12 protein-coding genes are annotated in these 23,427 nt (G+C 40.8%); 5 read left to right on the forward strand and 7 right to left on the reverse strand.

The window, feature by feature from the left end; genetic code table 11:
• Positions 1-218: 218 nt before the first annotated feature.
• Together mutS and NQ564_RS15565 are read right to left on the reverse strand one after the other, a co-directional pair.
• The gene (gene mutS, locus NQ564_RS15560; protein ID WP_039848038.1) at positions 219-2,858 is read right to left on the reverse strand and encodes a DNA mismatch repair protein MutS; all 2,640 of its coding nucleotides are present in this window, start codon (positions 2,856-2,858) and stop codon (positions 219-221) included.
• Positions 2,859-3,056: 198 nt separating this feature from the next.
• A complete protein-coding gene (locus tag NQ564_RS15565) occupies positions 3,057-5,843 on the reverse strand; it encodes a glycoside hydrolase family 2 protein (protein ID WP_008146736.1) in 2,787 nt (928 codons plus the stop codon).
• 151 nt (positions 5,844-5,994) lie between these two features.
• Between NQ564_RS15565 and NQ564_RS15570 the strand changes: the two genes are divergently transcribed.
• On the forward strand, positions 5,995-7,440 hold the full coding sequence (locus NQ564_RS15570; protein ID WP_008146738.1) for an arylsulfatase: 1,446 nt from the start codon (positions 5,995-5,997) through the stop codon (positions 7,438-7,440).
• Positions 7,441-8,023: 583 nt separating this feature from the next.
• On the opposite strand, the gene cas2 is transcribed toward NQ564_RS15570, so the two are convergent.
• Genes cas2 through cas9 form a run of 4 tightly spaced genes read right to left on the reverse strand, consistent with a single transcriptional unit; the run spans position 8,024 to position 14,473 of the window.
• Positions 8,024-8,356, reverse strand: coding sequence for a CRISPR-associated endonuclease Cas2 (gene cas2 / locus NQ564_RS15575; protein ID WP_021862581.1), 333 nt, complete (start codon positions 8,354-8,356; stop codon positions 8,024-8,026).
• A 2-nt stretch (positions 8,357-8,358) separates the two neighbouring features.
• On the reverse strand, positions 8,359-9,288 hold the full coding sequence (cas1, locus tag NQ564_RS15580; RefSeq protein ID WP_008146742.1) for a type II CRISPR-associated endonuclease Cas1: 930 nt from the start codon (positions 9,286-9,288) through the stop codon (positions 8,359-8,361).
• Between the two features lie 48 nt (positions 9,289-9,336).
• On the reverse strand, positions 9,337-10,170 hold the full coding sequence (locus NQ564_RS15585; protein WP_008146744.1) for a BRO-N domain-containing protein: 834 nt from the start codon (positions 10,168-10,170) through the stop codon (positions 9,337-9,339).
• Positions 10,171-10,183: 13 nt separating this feature from the next.
• On the reverse strand, positions 10,184-14,473 hold the full coding sequence (gene cas9, locus NQ564_RS15590; RefSeq protein WP_039848039.1) for a type II CRISPR RNA-guided endonuclease Cas9: 4,290 nt from the start codon (positions 14,471-14,473) through the stop codon (positions 10,184-10,186).
• A gap of 561 nt (positions 14,474-15,034) precedes the next feature.
• Between cas9 and leuS the strand changes: the two genes are divergently transcribed.
• The 4 genes from leuS (at position 15,035) to porZ (ending at position 21,769) form a co-directional block, all read left to right on the forward strand.
• On the forward strand, positions 15,035-17,872 hold the full coding sequence (gene leuS / locus NQ564_RS15595; RefSeq protein ID WP_008146752.1) for a leucine--tRNA ligase: 2,838 nt from the start codon (positions 15,035-15,037) through the stop codon (positions 17,870-17,872).
• 10 nt (positions 17,873-17,882) lie between these two features.
• Complete coding sequence (locus tag NQ564_RS15600; RefSeq protein ID WP_008146753.1) at positions 17,883-18,761, forward strand: YitT family protein; 879 nt, start codon at positions 17,883-17,885, stop codon at positions 18,759-18,761.
• Between the two features lie 85 nt (positions 18,762-18,846).
• Positions 18,847-19,428, forward strand: coding sequence for a non-canonical purine NTP diphosphatase (locus tag NQ564_RS15605; RefSeq protein WP_008146754.1), 582 nt, complete (start codon positions 18,847-18,849; stop codon positions 19,426-19,428).
• 13 nt (positions 19,429-19,441) lie between these two features.
• A complete protein-coding gene (gene porZ / locus NQ564_RS15610; protein WP_008146755.1) occupies positions 19,442-21,769 on the forward strand; it encodes a type IX secretion system anionic LPS delivery protein PorZ in 2,328 nt (775 codons plus the stop codon).
• A 102-nt stretch (positions 21,770-21,871) separates the two neighbouring features.
• On the opposite strand, the gene nadA is transcribed toward porZ, so the two are convergent.
• Positions 21,872-22,858: a quinolinate synthase NadA gene (gene nadA / locus NQ564_RS15615; protein WP_008146756.1), complete on the reverse strand. Its 987-nt coding sequence runs from the start codon at positions 22,856-22,858 to the stop codon at positions 21,872-21,874.
• Between the last annotated feature and the right edge of the window lie 569 nt (positions 22,859-23,427).

The following is a 23,427-nucleotide window of genomic DNA, read 5'->3' on the forward strand; positions in this document are numbered from 1 at the left end:
GAGGCTCTTTAAAAAGAGTCAAAACACCTCTATCACGATCTTTTAGACACGGATTACACGGATAAATTTTTTATTTCCGTGTAATCCGTGCTTAAATTATGGCTATTAGTATGCAGGATTTTGTTTCGACATACCTCTCAGATAGACACCCTATGCGACATAAGAGAGACCTTCTCTTTTATGGTGAGAGATCCCCCAGATAAACACCAGTAGTCGTTTTATTTTCCAGTAATAATCCTTCGTATCTCGCTCAGCTTGTTCAGGGCTTCCAGTGGTGTCAGATTATTGACATCCAAATTTTTGATCTCATCCCGCACCTGACTGAGTACCGGATCGTCCAATTGGAAAAAGCTGAGTTGATAGCCATCTGCCGATGAAGCGATTCCTTTTACAGGCTTGCTTTTAATGCCGCCTTTGCGCTTTTCCGTAGCAATCCCCTCCTGACGGTTTTCCGTTTCCAGCTGTTTCAGGATCTCATTGGAACGCTTTACGATGCTTTTCGGCATACCAGCCATCTTGGCCACATGGATACCGAAACTGTGCTCACTTCCTCCGGGAACCAATTTGCGCAAGAAAATCACTTTATTATTGACCTCCTTCACCGAAACATTATAGTTCTTGATACGCTTGAAAGAGGTTTCCATCTCATTCAGTTCATGGTAATGCGTAGCAAACAGCGTCTTCGCACGGGCATTGGGATGTTCGTGGATATATTCGACAATCGCCCAGGCAATAGAAATACCATCGTATGTACTTGTTCCGCGCCCCAATTCGTCAAACAGGACAAGACTGCGGGAAGACATATTGTTGAGGATATCCGAAGCCTCGTTCATCTCCACCATGAAAGTGGATTCTCCAACCGAAATGTTATCCGAAGCTCCCACACGCGTAAATATCTTGTCCACAATCCCAATATGAGCGCATTCAGCAGGAACAAAACAACCGATCTGGGACATCAACGTGATCAAAGCTGTCTGGCGAAGCAAAGCGGACTTACCGGCCATGTTCGGTCCAGTGATAATGATAATCTGCTGTTTTTCATCGTCTAGATAGACATCATTGGCAATATAAGGTTCTCCTATAGGCAACTGTTTTTCAATCACCGGATGGCGGCCTGCCTTAATATCTATCACCTGCGAATCATTCACATCCGGACGGATATAGCAGTTGATTTCCGCCACTTTGGCAAACGAGAGCAGGCAATCCAGACGACCGATCAGATTTGCATTCATCTGGATAGGCGGAATATATTCGGAAAGACAAAGTACCAGTTCGTTAAAGAGACGGGCTTCCAGCGAAAGTATCTTCTCTTCCGCCCCTAATATCTTTTCTTCGTATTCTTTCAATTCTTCGGTAATATAACGCTCGGCATTCACCAAGGTCTGTTTGCGTATCCATTCGGCAGGAACTTTGTCCTTATAGGCATTACGCACCTCGATATAATACCCGAAGACGTTATTGAAACCGATTTTAAGGCTCGATATGCCTGTCAGCTCTATTTCCCGTGCTTGTACCTTCAAGAGATAATCTTTTCCCGAATAAGCGATTGCACGCAATTCGTCGAGCTCAGCGTTCACGCCTGTCGCAATCACACCGCCCCGGTTCAACAAAGAAGGCGGATCGTTATTGATCTCCTTTTCTATCCGGTCACGGATCAGGGCACAGGCATTCAACTGTTCGCCGATACGGCAAAGACTCGGCTCATCGCTTGCCATACAAGCCTCCTTGATCGGCTCGATGGCACGAAGGGCAACTTTCAACTGCACCACTTCGCGGGGAGAGACGCGACCGACCGCTACTTTAGAAATAATACGTTCCAAATCGCCGATCTGTTCGAGTTTTTCTTCCAACAGTTCTTTCACTTCAGGATGCCGAAAAAAATATTCCACTACGTCCTGACGCTCATGAATCGGTTTCACATCCTTCAAGGGGAACAAGATCCAACGGCGTAACATACGTGATCCCATCGGAGAAACGGTCTTGTCCAACACATCCAGCAAACTCGTCCCCTCCTCGTTCATCGTACTGACCAACTCCAGGCTGCGTACCGTAAACTTATCGAGGCGCACATAACGGTCTTCTTCAATACGGGAAAGGGAAGTGATATGAGAAATATGGGTGTGTTGCGTCTGATCCAAATAATACAGGATGGCACCCGAGGCTACGATTCCTAATTTCAAGTGTTGGACACCGAAACCTTTCAAATTCTTCGTTTCGAAATGTTTCAACAGGCGGTCATTAGCAGCTTCCGAAGTAAACACCCAATCATCCAGTTCGAAAATAAAGAACCGGGGACCGAAAGCCTCTTCAAAACGTTTACGGCTGCCTCGTTCGACCAAGACTTCTTTCGGAGAAAAGTTGTTCAGCAGTTTATCCACATAATCGATAGATCCCTCGGCCGTCAAGAACTCGCCGGTAGAGATATCGAGAAACGCGATTCCACAAACATCCTTTCCAAAATGGATGGCGGCAAGGAAGTTGTTTTCTTTATGGTTGAGGATATTGTCATTGATAGAGACACCCGGAGTCACCAATTCAGTGATGCCGCGTTTCACCAGTTTTTTCGTAAGCTTCGGATCTTCCAGCTGGTCGCAGATGGCTACGCGCTTGCCGGCACGCACCAGTTTAGGCAGATAACTGTCCAGTGCATGGTGAGGGAAACCGGCCATCTCGATCGTTTGCCCCGGTCCGTTCGCTTTTTTCGTCTGTACGATACCCAGTATTTCAGCTCCGGTCACAGCGTCTTCACCATACATTTCGTAAAAGTCGCCGACACGGAATAGCAGGATTGCATCAGGATGTTTCGCCTTTATATCGAAATACTGCTTCATCAAGGGTGTTTCCACTATCTTTGCCACTGTTCTTTTCTTTTTATCTGTTAACCGTACAAAGGTACGATTTTTCATCTTTCAAAAAATTCACGGATTGCTTTTTCATTTACAAATACCCCGCAAGGATTATCCCTCGACCCCACATTCCCAATATCGAAAACAACTTAAAATTCCAGACCCTAACCATCACTGACAAAAACAGGCAGGTAGAGAGCAAACAGATTATCACTTGTTCTGGAAAGAATTAAGAAATTCATCCTGCACAGCCTCTTTTATTTCATTGTCAAGTTGTGGAGTAAGGAAAGAAGCGACAAACGCTTCATCAATATCCACCACCGGCCGGAACGCCTCACTCCGGACATAGTTACTGATGCTTTGCAACAATTGAAGAGAAGCAGGACGTTGATCGATCTTATTTTCCGTATCTATTACCAGTACAAGCAACTTGCCTCCATGCAACTTGGCCTCGAATCCGATTCCGAGTTTATGGTTGTGCTGATAAGTGTCAATGTTTTGGATAAAAGGAAGCAAGGCATTGGGAGCTGCATTCATTTCAATCACTTTCGCATGGCACAAAATATCCCACCATTGCCAGTCCACAAACTCATCTGTTACGAAATCGGCAAACATTGGCTGTTCTTTATGAATCAGACACCCCAACGTAAGAGGTTGCCACTTAAACATGATCGGATTCCAAAAATGATTATGGAAATTTGACTTCCGCCCTTTCACAGCCTCCGGACGAGGCAACAGAACCACACTTTTGCCAGCTTGCAGATAACGTCGGGCTTCTGCCGTATAGGAGGTCGTAAAAAGCACCTGATTGTCAGACTTCAGAATTTCTTTGACTTGCTTCCGAGGATAAACCCATATATCCCAACTGTTGGTAATCTTCTTGTCCACACAAAGATGTACAGTCAACTTTTCGTTACTTGTAATCCGGTTCAACGGAAACTCAAACTCACCGAGAGGATAAACGCCATAATTGGAAATCTCCTTACAACTGATCCGGCCACTATAAAGCGTAGTTCCACGACTGTCCGTCACATGCCAGCGGACATCAGGACGACGGAAACGGGAAGGAGAATAATTGTACAACTCGGCTTTGCCACTAAAGATTTCATCATTGAAAAAAGCACGCTTCTGAAAACGTAGTAAAGCTACGCTGGGAGCACAAAATTCCCGAAATTTTTCTGGTGTAATGATTCCCTTACTCTTCCAAAAGGCATTGAGAATTCCTACCGGAGCATAACCTTGTCCAGGAAAGTCAATCAAGCTCAACAACTGAAATCCCGATGAAAGCGAACTGCGCAGCTGCCCCTCGATCACATCTTTATATTCAATCCGGGTCTGTTGTCCCGACACTCGGAAAAAGTCTGCGGCAAGATTCTCCATTCCATGAGCAGCCAGTGAATCACGATAACGTTCCAGGTTACGTGCTTCCACAGGGCCTGTATAAGCCGAAATCTCACTAAAATCAGGATATACACAACGCTGCCCCGTTTCATGACTGATAATAGGCTGTCCGGTACCATGTCCGGCATTAATATCCCAGTCAGTCATCGGACGACCTTCGTAAATAGTCACACTTCCTTTATCGGAACGATGGGACACATAAAACTGTTCTGCCTTAACATGCTTGCGAGCAGTAGATCCACTAAATAGACGGCGGTTATCATGACTACGTCCGTATTCGGTCAGTTCGTTCAAAAAATCAAAGTCACCCTCCAGTTCATTTCCGTTACAATACAACAAGAAAGAAGGATGATTCCCATATTCTTTAAGTATAGCTTTGAGTTCACGGCGGAAGAAATCATTACGTGCCTCATCTCCGGGCTTGGCATCAGCTCCCCACATTGGCATCTCCACTTCCAAATAGACCCCCATCTTGTCGGCCATACGGAAACAAGCGGCAGGCGGACACCATGAATGGAAACGCATGTGGTTCATTCCATACGATTTGAGTATGTCAAAAATGTGTTCCCATGAAGCATCATCCATAGGAACATGACCTGTAAGCGGGAACTCAGCATTGTTTACCGTACCACGCAAATGCAAACGATGCCCATTAAGCAAAATATCATCTCCTACAGCTTTTACCTCTCTCATACCGAAAGAGAGCTGCTTCTGTTGTTTCACTTCTTCACTTCCAGAAGAGAGCAAAGAACACTGCAATTGATACAGGTCAGGCGAAAATTCATCCCACAATTTCACCTTTTTGCCCAATACCAATGTTGTTTCCAAACTAATGATAGAATCGGCCGAAGCAACTTCCACCTCTTTCTTCACCTCCAGCCCATGTCCAGTCACTTCCAGCAAGGCTTTACCCGTAAAAGGCTTTCCGGTTGTATTCACAAGACTGAGACAAACCGTGACCTGCTGTCGCTGCACATCAGGATAGAGCTGTAGATCATCCATATAAACCGGATCCAAAGCAACAAGTTTCATATCCCCAATCACACCATTCCAATTAATCTGTGTAAATTCGGTATGGGCATGATCCCATTTATGCATATTATACTGATAACGATTGTCGATCATTAAATCAATAATATTTTCCTGTCCAGGCTTCAGATAGCCGGTAAGATCATGTATATGAGGTACACTGATATAGTCATTCCTGTTCACCTCCGTCCTTCCACTATAAATGGCAGTCAGCCAATGAGCGCGTTCCAAATAGAGATGTATACGTTTACCACTCCATGATTCGGGGATTTGTATCTGCTTACGATACCAAGCCGGTGCCATATATTCATACTTGCGCGTCAAACGGTCATAATATTTGTAAGTCGTACGGTTCCCTATATGATATTGATCTGTAATACCGGGCAAAATAATTGTATCATGCAACTCCCCATCGCCACGTATCTCCACACCGGAACGGCGAAAATCCATAACATCTGTCTCAAAGCCCCAACTACCCGCAAGATCTATCTCTTGTTGAGCAATCGTTTTTTCGACTTGCAAAAAAAACAATAAAACAATTGCGACAATAATTTTAAAATTTATCATAACATAAATGTCCGTTTATACCTCTTTTGTATATGTGTGCTTTGCAAAATTATCTATTTATTTTCTATTTATTTTCTATTTGCCAAACATTAATTTCTAAAAAGCCATACATTTGTAAATAGTAAAACATATATATATATCATCGAAAAATATGAAACAAGCAATTCTAATTTCGACCGGCCTTTTGCTAGCTGCTCCTTCCATCCATGCAGAGAAGAATAAGGATAAAAAACCGAATGTCGTTTTTATCCTTGCAGACGATTTGGGTTATGGAGATCTAAGTTGTTACGGACAGGAAAAGTTCGAAACACCCAACATTGATAAGCTGGCACAAAGTGGAATGCGTTTTACGCAATGTTATTCAGGGACAACCGTCAGCGCCCCTTCCCGCTCCTGCCTGTTGACAGGCACGCACAGCGGGCATACACCTGTCCGCGGTAACCTCGAACTCGATCCGGAAGGACAGTTTCCACTTCCCGCAGATGCCCGTACCATCTTCGAGGTTATGAAAGATGCAGGATATAAGACATCCGCTTTCGGCAAATGGGGACTGGGTTATATCGGTTCGACCGGCGATCCTAAAAATCAGGGTTGCGACACTTTCTACGGATATAATTGCCAGTTGCTGGCACACAGTTATTATCCCGACCATCTTTGGGATAACGACAAACGGGTGGAACTCGAAGACAACAATCTGAATATACAGTACGGAAAAGGTACTTACTCGCAAGACCTTATTCATGGAAAGGCTCTGGAATATCTGGACAATATGAATCCGGACGAACCGTTCTTCATGTGGTATCCGACCATCATTCCGCATGCGGAATTGATCGTGCCGGAAGACAGTATCATACAGAAATTTCGCGGTATGTATCCGGAAAAACCTTACAAAGGGGCCGAACCGGGCAGTCCCGCCTTCCGCAAAGGAGGTTACTGTTCGCAGTTCCATCCCCATGCCACTTTTGCCGCTATGGTTTACCGTCTGGACCTCTATGTCGGGCAGATCATCCAAAAGTTAAAAGATAAAGGCTTATATGATAATACAATCATTATCTTTGCGAGCGACAACGGACCGCATATGGAAGGGGGTGCCGATCCCGACTTCTTCAACAGCAACGGCATTTACCGTGGATATAAACGGGATTTGTACGAAGGTGGCATTCGCGTTCCAATGATCATTTCCTGGCCGGGACATGTCCAACCGAATACAGAAACCGACTTTATGTGTTCTTTCTGGGATGTATTACCGACCTTCGAAGAAATCATCCATCCGAAAGCCAAACAGAAGGAGATGGATGGTGTCAGCATGCTTCCCCTTCTGGAAAACCGGAAGGGACAGAAAGAACATGAATTCCTGTATTTTGAATTCCAGGAACTGAACGGTCGCCAAGCTGTACGCAAAGGACCGTGGAAATTGGTCCACATGAATATCCGTGGTGACAAGCCCTATTATGAATTGTATAACTTAGCTTCCGATCCATCGGAACGGCATAATATACTGGATCAGTATCCTGAAAAAGTAGCGGAACTGAAAAATATCATGGTTCGTGAACACAGATCGGACCCAAACTGGCCGCTATTACCGAGTGAAAAATAACCTTCCAAAAAGTTTGTTTCCAATAACAAAAATGACCTCTTCCTGCTTAACGAGTAGATTACTATTTACTCGATAAGTAGGTAAGAGACAACATATCAGATCTTAGTATATAGTAAAAAAAATCTTAAAGTATCTGATATTAGAATTAATGGTTGGGATCTTAGGAATCATAGTCCTTAAGTATATGTTGGTATAGAAAAAATTTCATAATATGGCTAATTATAAACATATTCATATTTGTAGAGTATTATATACTTTGCATCTACATCTCCAAAGTTGTAATTTGTTTTCATTTTAGTATCTTTGAACCATTAGAAACAACGTTCAAATTTATTTCGGAGAAAAGTCCTTGTTGTAATTTGTTTTCATTTTAGTATCTTTGAACCATTAGAAACAACGTGCTTCGTAAGATGTGGTACAAGTATCTAGTTGTAATTTGTTTTCATTTTAGTATCTTTGAACCATTAGAAACAACTGATTTATCATTATCAATTGTTAATCAACAAATTACACAGCAAATTAGAATAAAAAAATGGATGTTGTTTCAAAGATAAAATCCCACTATTAAGCGGGATTTTTCTTTTTAAAACAGTTCTAATTGCTGCCCTGGAGTACTCACCTCCATTGTCTTTTTACCATAAAACAGTTCGATATTTCCAAACTGCTTATCCGTAATACACATAATTCCGACACTTCCATACTCTGGAATAAACGATTTAACCTTTTTTATATGCACAGTTGCATTCTCGCTACTGGCACAATGACGGACATAGATAGAAAACTGAAACATTGTAAATCCATCCCTTTGCAGATTCTTTCTGAAATCAGCATATGCCTTTTTCTCCTTCTTCGTTTCAGTAGGCAAATCAAATAATACAAGTACCCACATAACACGATATTCGCTAAATCGGTTCATAACTACATTTCCGGATAAGAAATTTTGCGCAACTCTCCACTGAAGCACTTATACAAGGAAGCTGTCGTTTGCCCCACAGCCACCATCAACGGACTACGCTTTCCGGCAATATGAGTTTCTAATACAGGAATTGTTAGTAACTGTCCTTTCAACTCTTTAGTCAATTCCGTATAATCTACACCTTGTTTGATCATGCCACAAACCAATCGATCCACATACGGACGATAAGGCTCCATCACGTCATCAGCCAAACAATAAGCATTATAACGATTATGATGATGAATCCCCAACGTAGGCAAAAGTCCGCTCACCACCAACCCGCGAGCCACAACTGCTCGTAAAATGGCATACCCATAATTCAACAGATTGTTAGGTGGAATACCATCCCGATCTCTTGTGAAACCTTCTATTTGAAACAGATTTTTCCAATAATAGGCAGCAGCACGGGCCTCCAAGTTGTTCGAATCTCCACTTTTCACATCAGCTGCCCACACGTTCATACATTTTGTTTCAACATCGGAGTATTCTTTCAATACCACTGCTTGGTTTTCAATCTTTGCTTTTATTGTCTGCTGCCAAAGTTGTTTCATCAACGGCAAAGAAGCATCCAACTGTTGACGGAATCTTTCATTTTGTGTCGTGTTTCCATATAGAGGAAGCATCAAGCCTATCGGCATACTTTTACTATCACAGGTTATGATGGCACAATTATTTTCAAGCAAAGCCTCCAACACACCTGACGTAATGGTAATTTGCTTATGGTCCAACACGACTACTCCAATATCCTCAATAGGTTTTGTCACTTCCGACGTACGTTTAAAGCTTTCGGGCAACGTATCATTTTTAACCACTTCCGGTAGCTTTATCACCAACTGGGCATTTTTTAAAGACAGATAAACCGGATTTCCGAAATAGAGCGTTTTCTTGATCATAAGCCATTTGATTTTAATTAATTACTCATCATTTTCTTCAAAAGGGAATTATTGAAGATCATTGCCTTTTTCGCCTAATTTAGGTAAAAAGTTTTCCGGAGTAAGAATACTCCTTCCTAATTCTTTTTCGGCTTGTTCACGCGCCACACCAGCTACATTTCCTCCCCGCTTCGCGACCTGCTTATTTTTCTGAAATGTATCAGTTTTTTCTTTTTGAGATATTTCTGTAATGACTCGTTCGCCAAGCATGGTGAAGATTAGTTCCAAATCAGTCATATGGTCGCGTAAGTTCTGATTCTTTTTTGTCAATCCATTATACATTTTATAATCGAAAGGAGCCATACCAAACGTTGCTTTGGAAATTTCAGCTGTCAAGATTGCATAATCACTCTGCTCCGTAATCCCTCTCTCTTTCCATTCATCCGTCAAGTTTTGCCGGATAGCGATTCCCCTCAAACGTTTGTCTATCCAATCCTTAGGATAACCTTTCTGTTCGTAAAGTTCTTTCATACGTTCTTGAGCCAGTTCCGGATTTTCAATTTCCTGCACACGTTCATAACCGACTTGTGCTAACCACAACTTGAATGGTTCTGCTTTAGGGGAAGGAATAGATTGGATGATACGAAACAAAGCTTGCACATTAGCAGCCAATGTCCTTCTTTTTTTACCTGTTTCCGTCATCATTTCTACCTGGGGACAATTTGTCCCCAGGTAGGTAGCCAGTGCTTCATCTCGTTTACGCATCTTTTTCAGGTAGTCAGTTGGATTCACACTATCTGTAAGTGCTCCAACAACATCCACTACTGAAAAGTACCATTGCTGTTCTTCTTCATCCCATACAGAACGAATCTTTTTATTTTGGAAAAGTTTGATGTTGCTCATAATATAAATTTTTTCAATATTCTCCTACTGAAACGATTTGTCCAATGTGATTGATTCGAACTTTCACAATATCCTTAATACCACTTTTTCCACATCTAATCCAAGTTATGAATTTTAAATCATTTTGTATCGTTGTCTCTAAGTGGTGTCTAAAAGTATAGTCATTTAAACCTATCTTCTGTACCCTAAACAAATTCGGACTAATCATCGCATAGTTGTCTGGATCCAACAAATCCACCTCTTTAGGATTAAAACCCGTCTTCTCATTAGGGAACACGAAATATTCATTTTGTTTCATGCTAAACAAAAATTGCCAACCTTCACTCTTTTTATAGTCCTTATCAATAATAGGTATTCCTAAATTTGCCCGTGTTACAGCTTCAAAGAAAGGAACAACATCTTCATCTAGTTCATACATTGGATTGCCTTCATCATCAAATATCACTTGGCCTTTTTTGTCTAAAACAGGTTTACGATAAATCGCAACGTGATGATTGTTACCTGTATTCACAAAATCAACCGGTATCCTCTTTCCTGTTTCATCTAAAATGAAATTGCCATCTTTATCTTTTTTATCATGCAAAGCTTGGGCTTTGCTGATTCCACGGATAGTAACTCGTTTGATACTAATCCCTTTCTCTTCATTTAACCATATTGGATTCTCATCCAGATTGACAAACGCCTTCTTAGCATCTCCTCCATATTCTTTCAGGCGTTGTTCCAAAATGAGACGTATCTTTTTATCTACAACTTTATCTACATTCAAGGTAGGATCAACCGGTTTGCGTATCGTATAAGCCGTTTCCAGTTCAACTGTTTGTACTTTATCCGGAACTTGTATGGTTTGTGCTCTATCAAGATAAATCGGATTCTTTTCCAACGAGTTCTTACCTGTAAATGCTTTCTTGGGATCATTACCAAAAACCTCCAAACGTTTGAGTAACGCATTCCGATAATCCTGTTTACTTACGGTTGCAATCTTTACGGCATCAAATGACGCATTTACTTTTTCTATCTTCGTAACATACTGATTATGACTCCCATAAATTGTTTCCAAATGCAACTGTCCACGTGGTGTTTGTTGTGTATTTTTATATGTACCACCTTTCTTTTTTATACAATTCACATTGGTAGTAACGACTTTATTCTTGGCCTTGATAGAAACTAACAGATTCTCCAAATGGCATTTTGCCTCTACCCGGAACTGTCCCAGCGGTATAGGTGGCACTGCCTTTCCTGACTCAAAATAGCGCGTCTTTATACCTACTATATTAGTATGTTCTTTGCTGTCGGATTCCCATGCAGCATTTTTGTTATTGAAATACTGGATAAACACATCTTTAGTAAAAGCTACCGTCAATGCATCCATCGCATGATGTCGATGGTCATTCCTTTTTGTCCAATCTTTTATTCGCTTAATCTTTCTTCCATCTTTGTCTTCATAAACTTCCACCAATCCTAAGGCTTCATATTTAGGTAAGTTCAACTCTTTCATCACATCTACCAGTTGCCAATCTTCACGCAACTTATCCGTAATAGATCCGGTTGTAGCAACCACCCTACGACAAATTTCCGTCAACATGGACAGAGCCTTTTTGGCTATATATTGCGTATTCCTCAAATCTCTATCTATAAATCCATCCGGAATTTCATTCAGCTCCATCTTCAACTTCCGGAGTTTGGCTTTCTTATCCTTACATAGATTCTCACAACGATTGAGATATTGTTGCAAACCTTCCTCTCCATATTTTTCTTTTACAAAGTCGTAGGCAGTTTTATTCCCTTTCTCTATATTGATTGACTTATATTCCAATGTCTTATTGGACAACGAGTCATCAAAAAGCCGGGATTGGGGAATGATATGTTCGATGTCTATTTCTTTGCTGAAAAGTTTTTCTCTCGGGATATATTGATTGGAATACAACGTCTTATATCCATTATCTTTCAATTCTTCATAAAGTTTATACCGGATAATATCATTACGGCTCACATTTATCATACCGAATTCCGATTGTAACACCTTGCGTATCTCTTCATGTTCACGGGTATTCTTTGCGACAGCCTTTGTCAGCTCCTCTCGCTCCTTGGCACTCTTTTTCAATTCCCGCGCCAGTTCCACCCGAATCTCATCCGGTCTTCCATAAACCTCCATGACGGTATTGATCACATTTACCATTTGATTCAGAATCTTTTCCACTACAGGATTGCGTAAACTGTTCTTAGGAAGAATTTCCAACTTATCCTTTAAAACCTTATTTTCAATTTCTTCCTTAGTCAGAGACGATTTGGAATGACGATAACCGGCATATTCACAAGCCATATCATATTGGTTCCCCTCCTTCAAGTAAAGCAAAATCTTTTTTATGGCCTTGGCACTCAAACTACCATAATCATCTTGTAACGAGACATTCGCAAGTTCTATGGCATACTCTTTCTCTATCCCACAAAGTTGCATGATTTTTTCTATCAACTTGCCATTCCCCGTCGGTGTATTATCTCCTTCAAATGAATACAATAAATGCCAAAGCCTGAAATAAGGTTGTTTTTCCCATTCTTTATTTTCCTTATCCAAGTCTATAAAAAGCAAATCCGTATTCCATCCCAAATCGGTAAAAACAGTTTTCAGTTGACTTATCAGATCTTCTGCCGGTTTCTTAAAATCCAATGGTTCATAGCCATACTTCTCGATCATGTTACTATAGGCAGAGAAAAGGGCAAATCCCGTTTGATTGCCATCTATCTGTTTGAAATTTATATCCAGTTCTTGTGGATTTTCAAATAAGAGTCTTAATATTTCCGCTTTTGTCAAACCCTTTTTTATAGAGAGTTCTTTAGCTAATATCTTTTTTTCTTCTTGATACAGAAACCGTCTACCTTCTGTTATCAAGGCATCCTCCGTATCACCAAACAAATCAGACGAAACATTCGATTTCTTCCGCTTCCCTTTTTTTTCACCAACAAACACCTCTATATTATTTAATGTCTGCCAAATCTTAAACTCCTGAAACAACGGATGCGAACGGGGGATAACCTTGCAACCAATAATCTTTGTCTGCTTCTTACCCTCTTTTTCAACAACGACTTCCCGATTTTCAAACTCACAAAAACTAATCAATCCCTTCTGGCTTTTCAACCGCCTTTGATAGAAAATAATGATGTCACGTATCTCCTTCTTCAATTCAGGTGTCAGTTCTTTATGAAATTCGGCTTGCTTCTCCCAAATAACATTGAACTCATCCAAATAATCTTGCCGATAAAATACCATATTTCGTAAACTCATATTGGGATTCTTATTGAGTTCTGCCATCTGATACTGTCCTACCGTCTGACGATTGAAATAAAGCACTTTACTACGGTCACTGATAGCTCCCAAATAACCGCTTGACGCACTTATCTGGCCATTGATTTCTTGCAATACTACGGCTATTTTTTCTAAGTCCAATTGCTCAGTAAGGGCTTGCACACGCCAACGATAATTTTCCTTTTTCAGTTCCTCCCCTTTTACCGTCCGCTTAAGGCCAACAAGTTTATACACTTCTTCTCTATTCTCTGTTTGAGCCTCATGTTCATTCCAAACGTTTACCTTTTTCGTTTCTACAAAATATTTTGCCAAGATAGCCCACGTCTGACTTTTATTCTTCCCTTTGACTTCTTCTTTGGCAACATCACAAAAAGAAAAGAGATTGAATTGCTTTTGGAAATCCCATATCTTGTTAAATTCTTCTTGCAGATCTGAACGATAAAAATCAGGGAAAAACTTTTTTCCTGATTCAAGTAATTGTAAACAAAGCTGCCCTGGAGTCAGATCTTCATCATACAATTTCTTAGCAATCTCCATTCCGTCAATCAAAGCCCCCTCTTCTTCTCCCTTTGCTTTCCGGCTACTTTTATAACCACGCTTCTTATTAATCATCAACAATACACGTGCCAATTCTTTCAAAGATATCTCCTCTTCAGCTGCTTTAGCTCGTAAACGATAGGTTTCAAACGTAGTTCTGTTTCCTTGTTCCGAAAGTATCGTTTTATCTGTAATAAAACCTACTTTTTTCAGAAGTTCAATCAACGCATCCCGACGTAATTTATACCGTTGCAGATTACGGCGCATACTTCTTTTTAAAGTTCTATCAGCATTCGTAGTGATACTTTTCCCTTTTTCAAAGTTTTGCATTTCATCCACTGTCAAAGGATTTACCCTTACTCCTAATTTAATAATAGACGATACTTCATCACTATTTTCGGCTTCGTTTACTAATGCCCACCCTATACTACTCGTACCTAAATCCAGCCCTAAAATCTTTTTCATGGTATACTGTTTTAATTTTTCCAAATATAATAACTTTATCATCAAAAAACATTGCACACAAACCTTTCATTTCATATATTTGTGACACTAAAATGAAGCAAATCACAATAAGGATTATTCCGTTGTGAAAACATTAGGTTCCCTCGCCCTTCTGCGGGGGATTTTTTTGTAAGTCACTCTACACTTTCAGGTCTATTCTATCCAACAAATTTTTCATCCTCCTTCCCCCTTATTGTATTATTCCGTAAAAAGCCATTCGTCCAAATCGAAACTACTACCTCATCTAATTCGATTTTCTACCCCATCTAATTCAAATTTCCTTATAGGGTAATATTTTTTAAGAAACAGACATTTTTATCATTTTGCTATAAACCAACAATTTATTGTATCTTTTAGATCTAAAGGGAGATATTGTAATTTCTAGATGGGTATCTACAATTCCCGGAGTGAAATTTCACTCTGTCCATTCTTGCAATTTGCTGCTTCAAACCTCTATGTATTACAAAATTCACTAACTTTGTGGCTTTAAATAGAAAACGATAAAATAAACGATAAACGATCATGGAGTACAATTTCAGAGAAATTGAGAAAAAGTGGCACGAATACTGGATTGCCAATAAGGTTTATAAAGTCGAAAAGAATACCGACAAACCAAAGTATTACGTTTTGGACATGTTCCCTTATCCGTCAGGAGCAGGACTGCACGTAGGCCACCCACTCGGTTACATCGCTTCTGATATTTATTCCCGTTACAAACGCTTGCAGGGTTTCAATGTTTTACATCCGATGGGCTACGATGCCTACGGACTGCCTGCAGAACAATATGCCATCCAGACCGGACAACATCCAGAAGTAACGACTAAGAAAAACATTGCCCGTTATCGGGAACAGATGGACAAAATAGGTTTCAGCTATGACTGGAGCCGCGAAATCCGTACTTGTGATCCCGAATATTATAAATGGACGCAATGGGCATTTATCCAGATGTTCAACAGTTATTACTGCAACAACAAAAAACAGGCACGTCCTATCAGTGAATTGGTTGCAGCTTTCGAACAGTCCGGAACGGAAGACTTGAATGTCGCTTGCAGCGAAGAATTGCATTTCACCGCCAATGAATGGAAAGCCAAAAGCGAAAAAGAAAAACAGGAAATCCTGCTTAACTACCGGATTGCTTACCGGGGAGAAACAATGGTAAACTGGTGCGCTGCACTGGGCACCGTATTGGCCAACGACGAAGTAGTGAACGGTGTTTCCGAACGTGGTGGCTATCCGGTGGAACAAAAGATCATGCGTCAGTGGTGTCTACGCGTATCCGCTTATGCACAACGGCTTCTGGACGGACTGGACACAATTGACTGGACAGATTCGTTAAAAGAAACACAGCGCAACTGGATCGGTCGTAGCGAAGGTGCCGAGATCCAGTTCAAAGTAAAAGACAGCGACCTTGAGTTTACCATCTTTACAACCCGCGCTGATACCATGTTCGGTGTTACTTTTATGGTTCTGGCTCCCGAAAGCGAACTGGTCGCACAATTGACGACTCCCCAACAAAAGCAAGAAGTCGATGCTTATCTGGACCGTACAAAAAAACGTACGGAACGCGAACGTATTGCCGACCGTTCTGTCACCGGTGTATTCAGCGGTTCATATGCAATCAACCCGTTCACCGGTGACGCTGTGCCCGTCTGGATCAGCGACTATGTATTGGCTGGCTACGGAACCGGCGCTATCATGGCCGTTCCCGCACACGACAGCCGTGACTATGCCTTTGCCAAACATTTCAATCTGCCGGTTGTCCCATTGATCGAAGGCTGTGACGTAAGCGAAGAAAGTTTCGATGCAAAAGAAGGAATCGTCTGCAACTCACCAAGACCGGATGTAGCGCCTTATTGCGACCTGTCATTGAACGGCCTGACCGTAAAAGAAGCAATTGCCGCCACTAAGAAATATGTGGTAGAACATAAATTAGGACGCGTAAAAGTGAACTATCGTTTACGCGACGCTATTTTCAGCCGCCAGCGTTATTGGGGTGAACCGTTCCCTGTCTACTATGATGCAGATGGTATGCCTCAGATGTTGCCGGTAGACAAGTTGCCGCTGGAATTGCCTGAAGTAGACAAATTTTTGCCGACCGAAACAGGCGAACCTCCTTTAGGACATGCCGTAAAATGGGCATGGGACACCGTAAAACAGGAAGTTACGGAAGTTTCCAAAATAGACAACGAAACTATCTTCCCGTTGGAACTTTGTACGATGCCGGGATTCGCCGGTTCATCCGCCTATTACCTACGCTACATGGACCCGCACAACGACCAGGCTTTAGTTGCTAAAGACGTAGACGAATACTGGCGCAACGTAGACCTGTATATCGGTGGTACCGAACATGCTACCGGACACCTGATCTACAGCCGTTTTTGGAATAAATTTCTGTTTGACTTAGGTGTCGTTTGTGAAGAGGAACCGTTCAAGAAACTGATCAATCAGGGTATGATCCAAGGGCGTTCCAATTTCGTATACCGTATCAACGGCACCAACAAATTCGTATCCCTGAACCTGAAAGACCAGTATGAGGTCACTCCTATCCATGTAGACGTAAACATCGTATCAAACGATATATTGGATATCGAAGCCTTCAAAAACTGGCGTCCGGAATATAACGATGCAGAATTCGTATTGGAAGATGGCAAATACATCTGCGGATGGGCTGTTGAAAAGATGTCGAAATCCATGTTCAACGTGGTCAACCCAGATATGATTGTCGAGAAATATGGCGCCGACACGCTTCGCTTGTATGAAATGTTCTTAGGTCCGTTGGAACAGTCCAAACCGTGGGATACGAATGGCATCGACGGCGTACACCGCTTCTTGAAAAAACTCTGGGGACTGTTCTTCGGCAATACGGACACCTTGCAGATCACGGATGCAGAACCGACAGCCGATGAATTGAAATCATTACATAAACTGATCAAGAAAGTGACATACGATATTGAACATTTCTCGTACAACACTTCCATCAGTGCCTTTATGATCTGTGTAAACGAACTCAGCAGCCTGAAATGCAACAAACGGACAATCCTGGAACAGTTAATCGTTCTGCTCGCTCCATTCGCTCCTCATACTGCTGAAGAATTATGGCATACCTGCGGTCACGATACCACCGTATGCGATGCCGAATGGCCTGTCTACAACGAAGAATACTTGAAAGAAAACTCGCTCACTTATGCTATCTCCTTCAACGGCAAAGCCCGTTTCAGTATGGAACTTCCGGCCGATATGCCCCGCGAAGAGATAGAAAAAGCCGCTCTTGCCCATGAAAATTCTGCTAAGTGGATGGAAGGCAAGACTCCGAAAAAGATTATCGTTGTTCCCGGAAAGATTGTAAACATCGTAATCTAAATTTATTTATATGAAGCTTATAAACAACAAAGTCTATTTTGCTGTACAAGATTACCTGATGATCCTGTTAGGTACTCTCTTGTACGGCTTCGGCTTCAACGCTTTCATTCTGTCGAATGAAATTATCACCGGTGGAGTCAGTGGTATTTGTGCCTTGATCTTTTTTGCCAGCAATGAATTAATCCCTGTTTCAGTTTCTTACTTTGTCATAAACATCGTATTGCTGTTAGCGGCACTGAAAATTTTAGGATTCAAATTCCTGATAAAAACGATTTTCGGAGTGTTCTCCTTGTCGGCTTCTTTATCATTTTTCGAATGGCTTCTGAAAGGAGAGCCACTCTTACATGATCAACCGTTTATGTCCATCATCATCGGCGCATTCCTTTGCGGATCCGGTCTCGGACTTGTCTTCTCGGCAAACGGTAGTACGGGAGGAACGGATATCGTTGGAGCTATTGTAAACAAATACAAGAATATATCGATCGGGCGAGCCTTGCTGTTCTGCGATTTTATCATCATCGGTTCTTCATTTTTCCTGTTCCACGATGTAGAAAAAATCGTCTTCGGTTTCGTTGAAATGTTTGTAAGCAATTATATAATCGACGTCGTCCTGAACGGAAACCGCCAATCCGTCCAATTCCTGATTTTTTCCCAAAAATATGACGAAATAGCCGAACACATCATCAATGATTTAGGCCGTGGTTGCACCATCCTCGACGGCGTAGGAGGATATTCCCGCAAACCGGTCAAGGTTGTTGTATTGCTGGCCAAAAAATCAGAATCCGTCTCCATCTTCCGCCTGGTAAAACAAATCGACCATCAGGCCTTCATCTCCCAAAGCATCGTCAGAGGAGTATACGGGGAAGGGTTTGACCAGATAAAAACATAAAACAATCATCCAAACAATTTAAAGCACTTCCATACGTTATATATAATATCGTATAGAAGTGCTTTTTTATTCATACTCAACAAACATGAAACTTGTATTCGCAACAAACAACCGGCATAAGCTGGATGAAGTCCGGAAAATTATATCTGGATATACCGAAATAATTAGCCTCTCAGATATTGACTGCCATGAGGATATACCCGAAACAGCAGACACATTAGAAGGCAATGCCTTGCAAAAAGCCCGTTACATAAAAAAACATTTCGGATATGACTGTTTTGCTGACGACACCGGACTTGAAGTAGAAGCTCTACACAACGCTCCCGGAGTATATTCGGCACGTTACGCCGGCCCTGGACATGATTCGGAAGCCAATATGAACAAACTTCTCCATGAAATGGAAAACAAAGAAAACCGGAAAGCCCGTTTCCGTACGGTAATCGCCCTTATTTTGAATGGAAAAGAATATTTGTTTGAAGGTATTGTCAACGGTACGATCATAAATGAAAAAAGAGGTGGAAGTGGTTTTGGATATGATCCCATATTTGTTCCTGATACCTATTCTGAAACATTTGCTGAAATGGGCAATGATATAAAAAACCAGATCAGCCATCGTGCCGAGGCTGTCAAAAAATTGACTGCTTTTTTATCAGATTACACATTTTAATATTGCAATTAATATGAGAAATATATTAACTGTCATCTTACTTTTCTTATTATCATTCTCTGCTTTATCAGTTAATGATAATGACAACATGCTTGGATGGAAAACATACCTTTCCTACAATAATACCAATTGTGTGGAAGAATCCGCTGACCAAGTATTTGTCATAGCAGAAGGTGCTTTATACATATATGGGAAGGAAGATAACAGCATCAAACAATATTACAAAGGAAATGGACTGAGTGACACAGATATCCAGTCTATTTCCTACAACAAACAAACAAAATCACTGTTGATTGTTTATAAAAACTGCAATATAGACATTCTGGAAGAAGGTTCAGTAAAAAACATACCTTATCTGTACACGACAACTTCTTTAAGAGATAAATCACTTAATTCCGTTATGATTTATAACGAATATGCCTATTTATCCATACAGTCTGGCATAGTAGTTGTCAACATGGATAAGAAGGAAATAACCGATACCTATAACTTATCTAAGAATATAACATCCTGTGCTATTTCCGACAATAATATATATGCTTCTACAAAAGAAGATCAAAAGTCTACAGTCATATATGCATCTTTGAATGATAATCTGTTAGACGGATCAAACTGGAAAACATATTCGATTCCGAGATTCCCATCTGAAAACTCCATAGACAAAATATCCTTATTTAAGAATAAGCTATTCTACCTGTCTAAAAATAAAGGTATCTACTATGAATCAAATGGAACTACAGTTCCTTTGGTCAGCAATGCACAAATAAACAATATGAAAATTATAGGAGAAAAACTGGCTTGCATAGCTACATCCCAAGTTTATATTTTCACAGATACAAACACTTTTGACCAAATCAACAACCTATCCATCAAAGATATCAGCACTTATCAGACTGATAAATATTGGATAGCCGAAGGAAGCAAAGGTCTACGTTCCATCAAAAGAAAAGGGGCCAACCAGTTCGAAGCTGTAAATGAAGCCATAACTTTGGATGGCCCGTACTCCAACAGCTCTTATGATATCGTATCAAAAAACGATAAAATATATATTATACCTGGTGGAAAAAATCTGACTGGGGATAATTCCTTTAACAAAGCCGGCTCAATCATGATATACGACTATGAAAAATGGAGTGTATTAGAACCTTCCGACGTTCAGAATAAACTCAATACATGGCCTAAAGACTATACCAGCATTGTCGTCACAAATGATGCTGAAAAAGAGATTATTTACGTGTCTTCTTTCGGTTATGGCGTTTTTCAGTTCATTGACAGAGAGCCTTCTATCGTTTACAACAAAACAAACAGCCCGCTTGAAAATGCACATGGTAATGAAGGTTTTTATTGTCGTGTAGACGGACTTGCTTTTGATAAGGAAGAAAACCTATGGATGACTAATTCAGAAGTCAGCAAAGCTATCAAGATATTGGATAAAGAAGGAAAATGGCACAGCCTGTCTGTCGAATCGTTAAACGGGAAATACACAATAAATGACATACTCGTCACCTCGAATAACGATAAATGGATTAATATTTCCCGTCCTGCCAACCAAGCCTGTCTAACAGTCGTAACCAACAGTAGCTCTTTAGATGAAGCAACGTCATATGAATTTAAAAACTTCATTGATACAGATGGTAATGACTTTTCTCCCAATAATTATACTTGTATGGCAGAGGACAAAAACGGATATATATGGATAGGAACCAATAAAGGAGCTATATACTTAACAAATCCTAAGTTGGCAACGACAGAAAACAACCAATCTATACGTTGCACACGTATAAAACTAATCAATGAAGAAGGAACTCCTTATTATTTTCTCGATAATACGATAATAACGACCATTAAAGTAGACAACGGAAATCGAAAATGGATCGGAACGGATGGCAACGGTGTTTATGTATTGAGCGAAGACAATCAGGAAATTGTCCATCAGTTCAATACATCCAACAGTCCGCTACTATCTGACAAAATATATTCCATAGAAATTAATGAAAACACTGGCGAAGTGTTCATCGGTTCCGACAAAGGCTTGGTTTCCTACAAAGGAGAAGCGACAAAAGGTAAAGATGACTATTCAGATGTGTATGCATATCCGAATCCCGTACGACCTGAATACAGGGACAAAGTAACCATCACGGGATTGATGGATAACTCGATCGTAAAAATCACCGATCTGAATGGCAACCTAGTCTATCAGACTAAATCTTTAGGTGGACAAGTTATTTGGAACTGCCAGAATACCAAAGGTGTCCGTGTTGCTTCAGGTATATATTTAGTACTTTCTGCTACCGAAGATTCAAAAGAAAGCGTAGTTACTAAAATTGCAGTTATTAAATAAAAGAGAGTGGTATGTTAAATTGCCTTGTTCCTGCGTTTGGCACGGGAACAAGACAATTTTATCCCCTCTCCCATTTTATTGAGTTTTGTTTACCAAACAATCTTACAACCCCAACCTCTCCGATATCTCCAACATTTTCTTGATCGGACGGATGGCTTTCTCCTGTACTTGTTCGTCGACAAAGATTTCAGGAAGTTCGTATTTTAAACAGTTGTAAAGTTTCTCCATCGTGTTCAGACGCATAAAATTACATTCGTTGCAGGCACATGTACTATCGGCAGGAGGAGCCGGGATAAACTCTTTACCGGGACTTTGTTTCCGCATTTCGTGAATAACGCCGCTTTCCGTCGCTACAATGAATTGTTTTTTATCCGACTTGACAGTATGCTTCAAAAGAGCCGCAGTCGATCCTACGAAGTCCGAGACTTGTACAACGGGCTGCTTGCACTCCGGATGAGTAATGACTTCCGCATCAGGATATTGTTTTTTTAATTCCAATATCTTTTCCAGTGAAAACTGTTCATGCACATGGCAGGCACCATCCCAAAGTAGCATCCTACGTCCGGTAATACCGTTTATGTAATTACCTAAGTTCCGGTCCGGACCAAAGATAATCTTCGTATCTTCCGGAAAACTTTCAACGATCTGGTGTGCATTGGTAGACGTCACCACAACATCCGTCACGGCCTTTACAGCAGCAGTCGTATTTACATACGAAATAACCACATGATCGGGATGCTGTTTGACAAATTCTGCAAAATCGGTAGCCGGACAGCTATCTGCCAATGAGCAACCGGCATTCAGGTCCGGGACCAACACCTTCTTGTCCGGGCACAACACCTTCGCCGTTTCCCCCATAAAATGAACACCACAGAAAACAATGATATCGGCCGTTGTCTTGGCTGCCTGCTGCGCCAAAGCCAAACTGTCTCCTACAAAATCTGCTATATCTTGGATATCACCCGTCTGATAATAATGAGCAAGGATAACGGCGTTTTTTTCTTTACGCATCCTATTTATTTCTTCCTTCAAGTCCAACCCCTTTGGAATGGGTGCGTTCATATATCCGATCGATTGGTTTGTCAACATAGTTACCTGTATTAAATGATTGTAATATTCAATAATCGCTAATGAGCATAAACCGCTATTTACAGTCTATCAACAAAGTTATCATCATTCTTTATAACTGATAATCTTTATTTTACTCCTATTATCAACTATAAGTTGATAATATGCAAAGGTAAAAACTTTATTGATTTTCCCATAGGAAACATATATAAAACAAATAAATTTATAGAGCAACCGCACCAAAATTATTCCTATTTTAGCGTTCGTAAAAAACGAGAAAAAATGCACGACGGAGTTGATGTACGCAGGACTTTGATATCTGGTGCAGTCGTACGGAAACACGAAGATGCAGTATATACTTTTTAATTTCATGCAAGTCTAATCTGTTTTCGACGTTGTCGTATATATACACGACATTGTCGAGTATATATACGACAACGTCGAAAACATTATTGACAATGTCGAAAATAAATTACTTAAGCATCTAATTGCAGATTGCTTGGCAAGAGGCAGAAAGTTCCACCGCAACAACAGATTCATATAAACCTATAAAAAAGCTAAAAACATATTCACTTTTTTTTGTAACTTTG

Origin of the sequence: Parabacteroides johnsonii DSM 18315, from assembly GCF_025151045.1 — a bacterium.
In the GTDB taxonomy this organism is placed as follows: domain Bacteria; phylum Bacteroidota; class Bacteroidia; order Bacteroidales; family Tannerellaceae; genus Parabacteroides; species Parabacteroides johnsonii.